General features: G+C 57.6%; 14 protein-coding genes. 5 read left to right on the top strand and 9 right to left on the bottom strand.

The window, feature by feature from the left end:
- The first annotated feature begins 95 nt into the window (after positions 1 to 95).
- Positions 96 to 1,040, top strand: a complete 945-nt coding sequence (locus QRN70_RS00415; RefSeq protein ID WP_285415209.1) for a GlxA family transcriptional regulator — start codon at positions 96 to 98, stop codon at positions 1,038 to 1,040.
- Positions 1,041 to 1,262: 222 nt separating this feature from the next.
- On the opposite strand, the gene QRN70_RS00410 is transcribed toward QRN70_RS00415, so the two are convergent.
- The 4 genes from QRN70_RS00410 to QRN70_RS00395 form a co-directional block, all read right to left on the bottom strand.
- Positions 1,263 to 2,369 carry an alkene reductase gene (locus tag QRN70_RS00410; RefSeq protein ID WP_285415206.1) on the bottom strand — a complete coding sequence of 369 codons (1,107 nt, stop codon included), beginning with the start codon at positions 2,367 to 2,369 and terminating at the stop codon, positions 1,263 to 1,265.
- A gap of 235 nt (positions 2,370 to 2,604) precedes the next feature.
- On the bottom strand, positions 2,605 to 3,360 hold the full coding sequence (locus tag QRN70_RS00405; protein ID WP_285415204.1) for an SDR family oxidoreductase: 756 nt from the start codon (positions 3,358 to 3,360) through the stop codon (positions 2,605 to 2,607).
- 84 nt (positions 3,361 to 3,444) lie between these two features.
- Entirely contained in the window at positions 3,445 to 3,567 is a 123-nt protein-coding gene (locus tag QRN70_RS00400) for a hypothetical protein (RefSeq protein ID WP_285415202.1), read from the bottom strand.
- A 240-nt stretch (positions 3,568 to 3,807) separates the two neighbouring features.
- Complete coding sequence (locus QRN70_RS00395) at positions 3,808 to 4,788, bottom strand: MBL fold metallo-hydrolase (RefSeq protein ID WP_285415200.1); 981 nt, start codon at positions 4,786 to 4,788, stop codon at positions 3,808 to 3,810.
- Between the two features lie 227 nt (positions 4,789 to 5,015).
- On the opposite strand from QRN70_RS00395, the gene QRN70_RS00390 reads away from it, so the two are divergent.
- Positions 5,016 to 5,903, top strand: coding sequence for a LysR family transcriptional regulator (locus QRN70_RS00390; protein ID WP_285417966.1), 888 nt, complete (start codon positions 5,016 to 5,018; stop codon positions 5,901 to 5,903).
- 1 nt (position 5,904) lies between these two features.
- On the opposite strand, the gene QRN70_RS00385 is transcribed toward QRN70_RS00390, so the two are convergent.
- Complete coding sequence (locus QRN70_RS00385; protein WP_285415199.1) at positions 5,905 to 7,125, bottom strand: MFS transporter; 1,221 nt, start codon at positions 7,123 to 7,125, stop codon at positions 5,905 to 5,907.
- Between the two features lie 60 nt (positions 7,126 to 7,185).
- On the opposite strand from QRN70_RS00385, the gene QRN70_RS00380 reads away from it, so the two are divergent.
- Entirely contained in the window at positions 7,186 to 8,457 is a 1,272-nt protein-coding gene (locus QRN70_RS00380) for a Gfo/Idh/MocA family protein (RefSeq protein ID WP_285415197.1), read from the top strand.
- 139 nt (positions 8,458 to 8,596) lie between these two features.
- On the opposite strand, the gene QRN70_RS00375 is transcribed toward QRN70_RS00380, so the two are convergent.
- A complete protein-coding gene (locus tag QRN70_RS00375; RefSeq protein ID WP_285415196.1) occupies positions 8,597 to 9,001 on the bottom strand; it encodes a nuclear transport factor 2 family protein in 405 nt (134 codons plus the stop codon).
- Positions 9,002 to 9,385: 384 nt separating this feature from the next.
- A complete protein-coding gene (locus QRN70_RS00370) occupies positions 9,386 to 9,865 on the bottom strand; it encodes a hypothetical protein (protein WP_285415194.1) in 480 nt (159 codons plus the stop codon).
- A 173-nt stretch (positions 9,866 to 10,038) separates the two neighbouring features.
- On the opposite strand from QRN70_RS00370, the gene QRN70_RS00365 reads away from it, so the two are divergent.
- Positions 10,039 to 10,401, top strand: coding sequence for a histone-like nucleoid-structuring protein, MvaT/MvaU family (locus QRN70_RS00365; RefSeq protein WP_285415192.1), 363 nt, complete (start codon positions 10,039 to 10,041; stop codon positions 10,399 to 10,401).
- A 44-nt stretch (positions 10,402 to 10,445) separates the two neighbouring features.
- On the opposite strand, the gene QRN70_RS00360 is transcribed toward QRN70_RS00365, so the two are convergent.
- On the bottom strand, positions 10,446 to 10,577 hold the full coding sequence (locus tag QRN70_RS00360) for a DUF2256 domain-containing protein (protein WP_285415191.1): 132 nt from the start codon (positions 10,575 to 10,577) through the stop codon (positions 10,446 to 10,448).
- A gap of 265 nt (positions 10,578 to 10,842) precedes the next feature.
- Positions 10,843 to 11,307, bottom strand: a complete 465-nt coding sequence (locus tag QRN70_RS00355) for a DUF3429 domain-containing protein (protein WP_285415189.1) — start codon at positions 11,305 to 11,307, stop codon at positions 10,843 to 10,845.
- 211 nt (positions 11,308 to 11,518) lie between these two features.
- On the opposite strand from QRN70_RS00355, the gene QRN70_RS00350 reads away from it, so the two are divergent.
- Positions 11,519 to 12,550 (top strand): GNAT family N-acetyltransferase, encoded by a 1,032-nt coding sequence (locus tag QRN70_RS00350; protein WP_285415187.1) that lies wholly within the window; start codon positions 11,519 to 11,521, stop codon positions 12,548 to 12,550.
- The last annotated feature ends 34 nt before the right edge of the window (positions 12,551 to 12,584 follow it).

Genomic DNA, 12,584 nt, shown 5'->3' with positions numbered 1-12,584 from the left:
CTTGCAGTCCTCCGGTTTTCGCGCATGCTTACGTTTCGCGTGCCACCAGAATCCATGCCTCAAGCCGGTGTTCAGCTGGGCAAACGGGAGTTTTTATGCAAAGTGTGGCGTTAATCGTACGGCCTGATTTTCAGGTGATGAGCCTTGCTGCGCTTTCAGCTTTCGAGTTTGCCAACTTGGCTGCGGGTGAAAAACTTTACGACATCAGTGTGCTATCCGAGCATGGCGGTCTAGTCGCCAGCTCGCTGTTCGCGTCGGTTGATACTCAGCAGTTCAACAGAACTGATTTCGATACCGTCTTGATCAGCGGTGCAATGGATCGCAGCTCGGCGTCGGACGGTATTCACTCCTTTCTGGTTGAAGCCAATGCCAATTCACGGCGGGTAGGCGCTTTGTGTGTCGGCGCTTTCGCGCTTGCCGAGACCGGTTTGCTCGATGGGCGCCGAGCCACAGTGCACTGGGCTCGTGCCAAGGAAATGCGCGATAGATATCCCGCAATAAAAGTTGAAGAAGATCGCATCTTCATCATCGATGGAAAGATCTGGACCTCGGCGGGCATGACCGCTGCGCTCGATTTAACCATCGGGATGGTCGAGAAGGACTACGGTGCTGCTCTGGCCCGAACCGTCTCGCAACGGCTGGTGCTTTACCATCGTCGCGCGGGTGGGCAATCCCAGCATTCGGCGATGCTGGAACTGAGCCCGAGCTCCGACCGCATTCAGCAGTCGCTGGACTTCGCTCGCAAAAATCTGCGCCGCGACCTTTCCGTAGAAGACCTTGCGGATGCGGCGTGCCTGAGTCCTCGGCAATTCAGTCGAAGCTTTCGCGAGCAGACCGGCAGCTCCCCCGCCAAGGCTATTGAGAACCTGCGTCTGGAGGCCGCCCGATTGATGATCGAACAGGGGCGCCTAACACTTGAAGCAGTGGCCTCGGAGACCGGTTTTGGCGACCGTGAGCGTATGCGCCGGGCCTTCCTGCGCGTGTATGGTCAATCGCCGCAATCTTTACGCCGGACATTCGGCTCAGATGCCCAGCTATAAGTTTCTATTTTTCGCAACACAATAACGGCGGCCATCGGCCGCCGTTATTCATTCTTGGAACGCTGAGCCAATACTGGAAAACTCAGTGCATAGCCCAGAGCAAATAACGCGACCAACTGGCCCGCCGTGGCAGCGCTAACGCCAAGATTCTAAAAAAAAAGCCCCCGCGAGGGGGCTTCGTTTGGTCTCTGAGCTATAGCCACCCGAGTCTGGCGAACGACGTTACGCAAACGCCTCTTCTTTATAGAACTCGTAGTCGGTGTAACCCACCTCGGTACCGCCAAAAAAGGTCGGACGGTCATAAGCGTTCAGTGGCAGATTGTGACGCAGGCGCTCCGGCAAATCCGGGTTGGCGATGAAGTGGCGACCGAACGCCACCAGGTCGGCGTCGCCAGCCTGAAGGATGGCCTCGGCGGATTCGCCGTTGAAGCCACCGGCAGCAATGATCACGCCTTTGTAGTGCTTGCGCATCAGTTGGGCAGCGACAGGCGCCGGGTTGGCATTCTCGTCCTCGATGTTACCCAGGATGCGTGGCTCGATCAGGTGCAGATAAGCCAGGTTCAGCGGCGCCAGTTGTTGTGCGACGTAGGTAAACAGACCTTCTGGATCGCTGTCGCCCATGTCCCCCCAGGTGCCGCTCGGACCTACACGTACGGCCACACGGTCACTGCCCCACACCGAAATCAGCGCGTTGGTCACTTCCAACAGGAAGCGAGCGCGGTTTTCAAATGAGCCGCCATAGATATCGGTGCGCTTGTTGCTGTTGTCCTGCAGGAACTGGTCAACCAGATAACCGTTGGCGCCATGCAGCTCTACGCCGTCAAAACCCGCTTTCACACCGCGCTCGGCAGCAGTACGAAAGCTTTCTACCAAGCCTGCGATCTCTTCAATGGTCAGGGCGCGGTTGGGGGTATTGGGTACCCAACCGTCGTTGGTGTAAGCAACGCCGCCGTGCAGGACTTCCGATGGGCCGACGGGGATGCTGCCTGCAGGCTGCACGTCGACATTGGATTGGCGCCCCGCATGATAGAGCTGGAGAAAAATCTTGCCGCCTTTGGCGTGTACGGCATCGGTGACATGTTTCCAGCCCTCGATCTGGCTGTCGTCGAACAGGCCAGGTGCGCCTAGATAGCCATTGCCGTTTGGTGCGGCAATGGTGGCTTCACCGATCAGGAAACCGCCTTCGGAAGTGCGCTGAGCGTAGTACTCGGCCATCAGGGCGCCAGGACGAGCGCCATCTTCGGCACGCATGCGAGTCAGCGGTGCCAATACAATTCGGTGGGCGAAGGTGAACCGCCCGACTTTAACTGGGGAATGAAGTTTGGACATGATTGCCTCGATGCAAGTGTATGTGTAGAGCCATTGGATATCTGCCCGCGTCGATAGCCATTTGGGCTTTCGGGGTTGGGCGCTTGGCGTCAGTAAAGGTGATTTTCCGGGGTGAATAAATGGGTCGCGTTTCCCATCACTTCGGACTTTTTGGCTGTAATGCTGGCGATCATGGAGATCGAACCGTCGATGTCCGGATAACGGCGCCCGCACTCATGCACGCGCCGCATATCGCTCACTGGGCATAGAGTTCCAATATCTGGGTGTTGAACTCAGTGACAAAGGCGTGTTCTTCCGCCCCGGCATTGGCGCGCATTGGCTTGGCCCGCTCGACCAGAATTTCCACCGCGTCCGTGCCCAGCACCGCTATTGTCTCGGCAATAAACTCATCTAATGGCATCGCCAGTTCGACTTCGGAGCTGTTCATCAACTCGGTACGCACCCAGGGCGGTGCGATTTCCAGCACCTTGACCGAGGTGTCGCGCAGCATGAAGCGCTGTGAAAGTGCATAAGAATGCAGCGCGGCCTTGGTGGCGCTGTACACCGCCGTCAACGCCATGGGCACGAAACCGAGCACTGAGGAGGTGTACGCCACATAGGCGTCATCGGCTTTTTTGAGGTGCTCGATCAGCGCCGAAGTCATGCGGATGGGACCCATCAGATTGGTGATAACGGTCGACGTCAGCACCTCGTCATCCACGGAGCCGTCCGCAGTGTCCGGCAACATGATCCCGGCGTTATTGATCAGTACATTGAGCTGCGGGAACTCGTTGATCAACTGGTTAGCGACCGCGGTAATACTGGCTGGATCGGTAATATCCAGTTCGACCGCGTGCATGCCCGGGTTGGCCGCAACGATAGCTTCCAGATGGCCCTTGCGCCGACCTGAGATAATTACCTGGTTTCCCAGCTTGTGCAGTGCTTCGGCCAGCCCACGGCCAATGCCAGAGCCGCCGCCGGTGATGAAGATAGTGTTTTGAGTGAGTTTCATGGGTGAGTCCTCTGAGGTTTCAGAAATGCAAAGCGTGAACAATGGAGGGGATATATCGCTTACTTGGCAGCGCGAATGACTAGGTCAGCGACAGCGGCAGGTGGTCGTACTCAGGCCGGCGGCCTCGATCAAGGCACGCGATTTGTTCCGACTGGTGCTGTCGGCCCAGGCACCGTGTACAAGAATGAGGTGTTCGATAGTGCTCATGGCCTGCTCCTGATTTCGAGTAGACGGGCAGGTTGCCCGTGCGGTGAATTCAGGGTTTATCCTAGGCGCGAGCTAAGCCGTAGATGGGTCGAAATACCGACGTTTCGGGACATCTCACGGGCTGCAGGATTGGAAAACGCTGCAGAGAATGGAACCGACGTAAAGACAACTTTGCGCTTAATGATCATCCTTGCTTTGAATGTTCATCTGCAGGTCCGTTTAACCTTGTCGAAGGTGCCATCAGTTCAGATTCATGAAGGTTACTGGCCCCCATGAATAGCCTGTGTCTTCCTTGCGCAGGCGCCCAAAGCCAGGAAACGGCATATGAGCACCACCGACCAGGGTTTTGTCCTCTGCCAACTTCACGAAAAGTGCTTCGCGGGTCTTGATTGCCGTTGGTCCGTCAGCGTCGAACGCGATACCCACTTCGGGATGTGCCATTTGCACAGAAACGACGTGGGCAACATCGCCCCAGATCAGCAGCGATTGCCCCTTCGACAATATCCTGTAACCCACATGCCCTGGCGTATGCCCCGGGATGGCAACTGGAGCAATGCCCGACACGACTTCATCCATGCCCTGCAATGGCTGCCATTTGCCAGCCGCCCTGTAAGGCGCAGCGGCAGCCTGGGCAATCTGGAAAAATATTTTTGCGTCCACCGGCGCTTTTTCCGCAATGTCCTTCGACAGCCAGAAGTCACTCTCGGTCTTCATCATGGAAATCTGTGCCTTCGAGAACACGCGTTGGCCTTTGGCGTCGTAAATTCCGCCAACGTGGTCAGCGTGCAAATGCGTCAGCAACACCAGGTCGATTTGTCCAGGTTTGTAGCCGGCAGCCCTCAGGTTGTCAGTGAGCTTGCCAAGTGTAGGCCCACCCCAATGGCCTCCCGTGCCGGTGTCGATGAGAATGAGTTTTGAACCCGTATTGATCAGATAGCCCGTTACTGAACCGGACACCTTTTGCGGATCATCGAAGAATGATCGCAACAGCAGCGACTGGATGAGGGCCGGGTCGCCGCTCAGCAGCGATGAATCAATACTGATGCCGCCGTCGAAAAGTGCGGTCACCTCGAAATCGCCCAGCATCATGCGATAGAAGCCCGGGACTTGTTTGTATTGCATAGGCGCTGCGGCCTGAACCGGGGCAGCTGTGAAAAGTCCTCCGCCGATAGCCAGCGTTACTGCAAAGACGACGCGCGAAGCTAGCGTGGAGGGTTTCATTCCCATTCCTTTTCGTTAGTAGAGGAGCACTGCAAGGGACGAAGCCAACCGGCAGTTCCCACTAGCGACCAACAGCACTGGCTGTTGATGTTAGTTGAGCATTCGAGAAGTCGTATTAAAAAGGCGGTCAACGCCGACGCCTGGCTGCCGATTACTTCCCTTTCCAATTTCCCCGCCCGCCTCTACTCTGCCTAAACCCTTTCCCAGCACCGAGCACACCTCAAATGATGGACAGCCTCAGCGGCATCACGGCCTTCATTCATGTGGCCGAAACCCGCAGCTTTACCGAAGCCGGTCGCTTGCTGGAGATCTCCTCCTCCGCCGTGGGCAAGAGCGTGGCGCGAATGGAAGAGCGCCTGGGGGTGCGGCTGTTCCATCGCAGCACCCGCAGTGTCACCCTGACCACCGAAGGCGAACTGTTCCTGGACCGCTGCAAGCGTATTCTCAGCGAAGTGGAAGCGGCAGAAATGGAATTGCTGGAGCTGTCCACTACCCCGCGCGGCAAGGTACGCATCAGCGTGCCGATCCAGAACGTGTTGATCATGCCGGTTCTGGCCGGGTTCATGCGTGCCTACCCGGACATCGAACTGGACGTGGACATGTCCGACCGCATGGTGGACGTGATAGAAGAAGGGTTCGACGCGGTGATCCGCACGGGCGCACCGCAGGATTCGCGGCTGATGGCGCGCAAGCTGGGGGGTTATCAATTGCAGTTGGTGGCATCGCCAGGGTATCTGGAGCGACATGGCGATCCGACACACCCCGACGATTTGGTCCGCCACGTGTGCCTGCTGCACAAATTTCCGGCCACCGGGATGATCGAGCGTTGGCCGCTGCGCGTCGACGATACGCACATCGAGCCGAACCTGACGCGGGCATTGACCTGCACCACGATGGATCCGCTGACGTACCTGGCGATCGATGGGGTGGGGATTGCCTGCCTACCGGATTTTTCAATCCGGCAGCCGTTGGCCGACGGCAGGCTGAAAGTGGTGCTGGAGAACTATACCGATCACACCGGCAACCTGTGGATGCTCTGGCCCGCGTCGAAGCAGACGGCACCGAGGTTGCGAGTGTTGATCGATTTTTTCAAAGACAACATCTTGAAGGTTTGAATCAGCGTTGCAGCGCGTCGGCAATCGGCGCTTTGCCGAGACCGAAACTGAGCATCACCGCCAAACCCAGCACCCCGATGGCGGCACCCAGCCACAACGCAGAAGACGCGCCGGCGTGATCAACCATCAAGCCGCCAAACAGCGACCCCGAAGCAATCGCCACCTGAAACGTGGTCACCAACATGGCTGAACTGGCTTCCGGCAATTGCGGCGACGTCAGTTGCATCCAACTGCTCACGCCCAACGGAATTGCGCCGTAGGCAACCCCCCACACCAGCACCGCCAACGTCATGCCCCAACCCTGCAATCCGGGCAAGGCCAATTGCGCGATCACCATCAGCAAGACCACGGCGCCCAGCGACGCGCGCAAGTGCGTGGTGATGCTCCCGGCCATGGCGAAGTTCGCCAACATACCGACCAGGCCAAAGCCCAACAGAATCGCAGTGATCGCACTCGGCGAGAAACCCGCCTCTTGCCCGAGGAACGGCGCAATGTAGGTGTACGCGGTGAAATGCGCCGCCACCACCGTACCGAGCAACAGCATGCTGCGGCGGGCAGTGCTGCGTGACAAAAACGCCAACAGCGCGCGTACCTGCAAGCCCTCGCGGGAAGGCAGCGAGGGTAGCGTCAGCCATTGAGCAACCAGCGCCAGCAACGCCAATCCTGCGGTCACGGCAAACGACATCCGCCACGAAAACAGCGTGCTGACAAACGTACCTAACGGCACACCGAACACCGTCGCCAAGGTAATCCCGGCAAAGATCAGTGCCGTCGCTTTCGCCGCTTTTGACTCGCTGACCAACCGACCGGCAGCCGCAATCGCCACCGCCCAGAAACCACCCAGTGCCACTCCCAACAAGCCGCGGCCCAACAACATGATCGGCAATGACGGTGCCACCGCGGAAACGGCGTTGGACGCCACCAGCAACAGGGTCAACAGCAGCAACAGGTGTCGCCGATTCATGCGTCCGGCACCCAGCATGATCGCCGGCGCCGACACTGCCGCAACCATGCCCGGCACGGTCACCATCAACCCGGCCACACCATCGGTGACGCCCAAGCTATCGGCAATTTGCGGCAGGATGCCGACCGGCAGGTATTCGGTGGTGACAAAGGCGAAAGCGCCCAAGGCCACGGCGGACACCGACAGCCAGTCGCGCCAGGAGGACGGCACCGCTGGCGCGAGCGCAGCGGTGGCCGGTGAGGCAGACAGATCGTTCATGGCAAAGCTCCACAGTAATGAGTGGCGCCATGCTAGGTAGCTGACGACTGCGGAAAAACAGTGCGCAGCTCCGATCACTGCGGATCAATCATTCCACAATCGAACGTGTGTGCCGTGCCGCCATTAGCGCCTTTCCTGTCCGCAGAGTTCGGCCCTGTGGCCGGTTTTTCCGCGAGGCTGCGCTCCCTAGACTTCACCTCGTCAGTCAAACCCTACGAGGACATTCCCATGACAACTGCACACTCACCTATTCGCGTCGGCATCATCGGCGTTGGCAACTGGGCTCGCCACGGCCATCTGCGCGTGCTGAATCTGTTGCCGCAATATCACCTGCAAGCGGTGTACAGCGAACGCCGTGAACGTGCCGAAGCTGCGGCCAGCGAGTATGCCATCAGTCAAGTCGCCGATTCGGTCGAAGCGTTGGTCAACAACCCTGAAGTCGATCTGGTCGTGGTGCTCAACACCGCCCCGCAACACGAAAAAACCGTGCGCGCCGCCATCGCTGCCGGCAAAGACGTCTACTGCGAATGGCCGTTGACCACCACCACCGCAGACTCCGAACAATTGCTGCACCTGGCCAAAGACGCCGGCGTGCGTCATATCGTCGGCCTGCAACGCCGCCACGCCCCGCACAACCGCTACCTGCAAGACCTGCTTCAACAAGGCTACGTCGGCAAGGTGCGCTCCGTGCGCATGCACGTCAGCATGAATTACTTCCAGGCCTTGCGCCCCAACGCCCTGCGCTGGACCGCTCCAGAGGAAAACTTTTCCAGCGTCATTGCCATCTACGCCGGACACTTCCTCGATATGCTCTTCACGGCCACCGGCTGGCCAGTAAGCGTCTCGGGGTTGATGGTCAACCAATTCCCGAAAGTGACCATCAAGGAAACTGGCGAAACGCTCGACAGCACTGCCCCCGACCAGCTCGTACTCAGCGGCATGCTCGAAAACGGCGGCGTCATTTCGATCCACATCGAAGGGGGAAAACGCAACGGCTCAGGTGTGCAGATCGATATCACCGGCGACCAGGGCGACCTGAAAATCACCAACCGTTCGGCGTTTGGCGATGTCGGCGACGACTATGTCGTCGAGGGCGCGCATGGCGATAACCTGACGCTGGAAGTGTTGCCCGTGCCTGAGAGTTATCAGCGACTGCCGGTCTCGTCATTGCCGTCAGCCGTGCTGGAACTGGCAGAGCTCTATCACGTATACGCGCAGGACGTTGCCGAAGGCACCCATGCGGCGGCAACGTTCAACGATGCATTGCGCCTGCATCGGTTGCTAGATGCGGCAAAGAGCGGAACTCAAACTCCCCTGAAATGGGTCGTGTGACGACGCCTGCTCGTAAAAATCGCTCGATATCGAACTATCGAGTATGAAATCTCGTTGGCGCAGCCGGGGCGGACTCATCCCCGTCCCGAAGCACCCTCTAATCTCAGGGGCCAAGATTGGATTGTCGCAGCCTCCCCCTTTACTCAATTGAATCCGGGAAACGTGCGCCGAACATGGGTAGGCCACTGGCAGAACTGACTGTGGTGGCCTCGTCCTGGAGCACGTCCCAGTGTTCGACGAGAATGCCATTTTCGAGACGAACGATGTCTACTGCGATAAGTGCAGTCGGACTACCGTTTCCAGAGAAACGGCCATGAACCATCACTTTGTCATCCGCAGCCATTATTACGTTGGGTTCATACGTCAGCGTATTGGGCAAACTTTTGATCAAGTCGAATAAGCCCTGCCGACCGTGAGGGATAAGCGCACTGTGCTGAAGATAATCCGCAGACCAATACTTCTCGGCCGCATCGTAGTCACGTTGATTGAATAAAGCATCGAAAGCTTTAAGTACGATGGATTTGTTTTTTACTTCAATATTCATAGTTGCTCCTGACTGCATTGGGACTTGTAGAGATAGAGCGCAGACCATTCGAGTTTCAATGGACACTTACAACGACGCTGTAGGTAATACATCCTAGCCCTGAGGATTTAAGCGTATAAGCCGAAAAACCGACATTTCATGCCAAACCGATCCTCCCGACCGAGGATTTGATGAGCGTAAGTCGTGGTTATTTAGCGCAGGAGCCACCGCAGCGCTGAGTCCACGGCTCCGTGAAGGGCTGCTATGAGTTGCAGACGGTCACGCACGAATGACTGCTGATGATCGTTTTTTCTGCCTGTCGCGAAAGACAGAAAACCACCCAAAGCACTCCGTCGCTTGAATGGAAGGCGAACGACCTCGTCAATGGTGTCAATGACAGGACGCTTATTTCAGGGATTGCTTGGACAACGCAGCATTGAGGGCTTCTGAGACCATTTCGGTCAGAATCGGTTTGGAGCTCGACTCCATCGCCATGCCAATCTTGTTTTGTTGTTCTCTGACTTTCGACGCGTACCTTGATGATCGCCCTTCCAAAGCGAGCGAGGACAACTCCTCCTCAGAGAATGTTTTTTCAAATGCTTGCGCGATGTTTTCATCCCACTGGGGTTGATACTTCGGCAGCAGTGCATCGATCTCCTGCGATACCGCTGAAGACGCATCCGCGCGCCCCAATTTGGCAGCGAGCGTCGTAAAGCTCACGGTCTGTGTCGCTACCGTTAGCGCAATACCACGAAGGTTTCGGCCGATCTGAGCCTGATTGACGAAGACTTTAGCGTCCCGATGGGAGGGCGTTTCCGCGAAAACTCCATTTGAAAATGCAAAGAGCAACATTAACGCGAGGGCGTTGGGTTTAATCCTTTTCATTACTCGCCTCCATCAATTTGCCTTCAAAACCCTTGAGTAATGATAGGCGGCGACTGGAAGGGAGGCGATCCGTCGAAAAAGGGAATGCTGGTGAGCGTCTGCTGCTGGCCGATTGCAACCGATCACTTAGATCTGCAATGCACTCTTAGGTATCTATCAAAACGAGACCTGTCATGTCCAAACTCGCCGAATTCCGCCAACTCGAAAAACACCTCGCCGAGCAGCTCCAGGCTCTCGAAGCCCTGAAGGGTGATGCAAGTCTCAAGAAAGAAATCGAATTCGAAACGAAGCTGCGCGATCTGCTCGCAAAGTATGGCTACAGCCTGAAAGACGTTATCAACCTGCTTGACCCACGAGCCAGCCGTCGCGCTCCAACCGTCGAGTCTAGAACCAGTCGCAAGCCGCGCCAGTTGAAGATTTATAAAAATCCTCACACCGGCGAAGTCGTGGAAACCAAGGGCGGTAACCACAAAACGCTTAAGGACTGGAAAGCTGAACATGGCTCCACGACTGTTGAGTCCTGGCTGACCAAGTGATTTTGGTTTGAATAAAAAGAAGGCGTTTGACGGCCCTTTTCTGGTCAGCTTTTGCTCCGCCGGCAACGCTCCGAGCAGTAACGCACCTCCTCCCAGCAGCGTGCCCACTTTTTCCTCCAGGTGTAAGGAAGGCCGCAGGTCACGCACGTTTTGACTGGGAGCTGACTCTTTTTCAAAATGACCCCACCATCATCTGCTTTTATGGGCAGCCCCTGATGAAATAGCCTGAAGGGACTCGACTCTCATATTCATACATAGGTTAAATCATATATTTGCTGGAGCTGAAGCAGTCCTTTCAGGCGAGGCTTTTCAGGAACGATAGACTTCTTAACTCTTACAGCTGCTACAAGCCGCCCACCACGCCGGAGGCCAGACTGCCAAAACGCAGCAGTCGCGACAATCGACTGCCCGGCACAGCCGACGATTCGGGCCGGCGTGGTTTCACGAATTAAAGACTAAAGCGACTGCGCCAATAAGCAGGCAAACGCACGCCACGGCAGTCAGGCGCAATCGCATTGGCAGGTACCAGGCGTGCAGGCTCACAACCCGAACCAACCGCCGGTCTTGCCAGAAATGCACGACAAATCCGATCACCAATAGCAAGCAACCCACTGGTACAGGCAGTAACGTGCTGAGCCACGCGATAAGCGCCGGAATGACGCTCCATATAAGCCGGTCGCGGCGCAGTTCGGCGCTCATGTTTTGCACTGACATGGCGAAGCCCCAGTGCAAGGCGCCGATGAAGCTGAGGATGACAGCGCCATAGTTGAGCAGCGCTACAGCCCAAAACTGTCGATCGTCCAGAGAAGTGAGGATGAGGAGCGCAAGACCAATAAACGGCAGCAAACCGCCGTAGCCCAGCAGGAAGACATACCTTGGCGGCGAGATCGATGACGACAGGTTCATTTCAATTGCTTCCAGTGCCAGATATACAAGACTGTAGACCCAAAAGCTCAGAGCAGAAGCGCCCGCAGCCGTGCAGAACCGCCGTTCCTCTCCAGCAGCTCGGCATCGGTGCCTGTCTGTTACGCCCAGCCCCTCCCCGACTGTACCTGTGCTCCAGGCCGCGTAGCTGCGAGTATTCTTGCCTTAACCTGGCGCTGTGAATCTGAACGTGATGGATCTTATTGCTGATTTTCCCGAATTCTTCCTGCCCCGCTGCACGTTGCGGCGGATTCATCCGCGTGATGTCGATGCGATTTTCGCTGGGCTGTCTGACCCGCAGGTGATTGCCCACTACGGCGTGTCTTACGCCAGCCTCGAAGCGGCGGAAGAGCAGATGCGCTGGTACGACGCGTTGCTGGAAGAACGCCGGGGCATATGGTGGGGCATCGCCTTGCCGGGGCGGGATGAGTTGGTGGGCGCCTGTGGCTTCAATGACTGGTCTCACGCCGATCGCCGCCTGGATATCGGCTACTGGCTGATGCCGGAGTACTGGGGACAGGGTCTGATGCAGGCTTGCCTGCGTGCCATTCTCCGCTTCGCTTTGAGCAGCCTCGGCGTACACCGCATCCACGCCGATGTCGAGCCGGAGAATCCCGCCAGCGCCCGCCTGCTGGAGCGACTCGGTTTCATGTTTGAGGGAACCCTGCGGGAGTTGGAGTACAAGGACGAACGCTTCCTCAGCCTGCACCAATACAGCCTGCTGGCCACTGACCCGGCGGCGCGAGCGTTGTTGACGGCCGATACGCCAATCCTGCGCCCGTCCCGTGGCGCGGATGCGCCGGCGCTGAGTGCCCTGGCTAAACGCAGCAAGGCCCATTGGGGTTATCCCGAGGCCTGGATGCAGGCGTGGGAAGCGGCGCTGACTGTAACCCCGGCACAACTGGCGGGGCATTACGCAGTGCTGGTCGCAGCGGATGGCCCGGTACTGGGATTCTATGGCTTGGAGCGCGACGAGGATGGCTGGCAACTGGAGCACTGCTGGGTCGACCCGTCGGCCATGAAGGGAGGCCACGGGCGACGCCTGGTGGAGCATGCTTTATCTGTGGCGCGGGGGCTGGGCGTGCACACCCTATCGGTGGAGTCCGATCCGTCGGCACAAGCATTTTACGAGCGACTCGGCGCTCGGCATACGCGCAACGTATCGCGCCCGGTGTGTGGCGAATCCCGGCAGCTGCCGGTACTTCAATGGCTGCTCGGTGACTAACGCTTGAGCGCGAGTAAGGTGCACAGATTTATTG

Source organism: Pseudomonas sp. efr-133-TYG-5 (assembly GCF_030209175.1).
Lineage (GTDB): Bacteria > Pseudomonadota > Gammaproteobacteria > Pseudomonadales > Pseudomonadaceae > Aquipseudomonas.
The sequence above is the reverse complement of the archived record's forward strand: the minus strand, read 5'-3'. Positions and strand labels throughout refer to the sequence as shown.

Bases quoted from the DNA above. Each gene is read 5' to 3' on its own strand.
- QRN70_RS00415 (WP_285415209.1), top strand. From the start codon at position 96: ATGCAAAGTGTGGCGTTAATCGTACGGCCTGATTTTCAGGTGATGAGC.
- QRN70_RS00410 (WP_285415206.1), bottom strand. From the start codon at position 2,369: ATGTCCAAACTTCATTCCCCAGTTAAAGTCGGGCGGTTCACCTTCGCC.
- QRN70_RS00405 (WP_285415204.1), bottom strand. From the start codon at position 3,360: ATGAAACTCACTCAAAACACTATCTTCATCACCGGCGGCGGCTCTGGC.
- QRN70_RS00400 (WP_285415202.1), bottom strand. From the start codon at position 3,567: ATGAGCACTATCGAACACCTCATTCTTGTACACGGTGCCTGGGCCGAC.
- QRN70_RS00395 (WP_285415200.1), bottom strand. From the start codon at position 4,788: ATGAAACCCTCCACGCTAGCTTCGCGCGTCGTCTTTGCAGTAACGCTG.
- QRN70_RS00390 (WP_285417966.1), top strand. From the start codon at position 5,016: ATGGACAGCCTCAGCGGCATCACGGCCTTCATTCATGTGGCCGAAACC.
- QRN70_RS00385 (WP_285415199.1), bottom strand. From the start codon at position 7,125: ATGAACGATCTGTCTGCCTCACCGGCCACCGCTGCGCTCGCGCCAGCG.
- QRN70_RS00375 (WP_285415196.1), bottom strand. From the start codon at position 9,001: ATGAATATTGAAGTAAAAAACAAATCCATCGTACTTAAAGCTTTCGAT.
- QRN70_RS00370 (WP_285415194.1), bottom strand. From the start codon at position 9,865: ATGAAAAGGATTAAACCCAACGCCCTCGCGTTAATGTTGCTCTTTGCA.
- QRN70_RS00365 (WP_285415192.1), top strand. From the start codon at position 10,039: ATGTCCAAACTCGCCGAATTCCGCCAACTCGAAAAACACCTCGCCGAG.
- QRN70_RS00355 (WP_285415189.1), bottom strand. From the start codon at position 11,307: ATGAACCTGTCGTCATCGATCTCGCCGCCAAGGTATGTCTTCCTGCTG.
- QRN70_RS00350 (WP_285415187.1), top strand. From the start codon at position 11,519: ATGGATCTTATTGCTGATTTTCCCGAATTCTTCCTGCCCCGCTGCACG.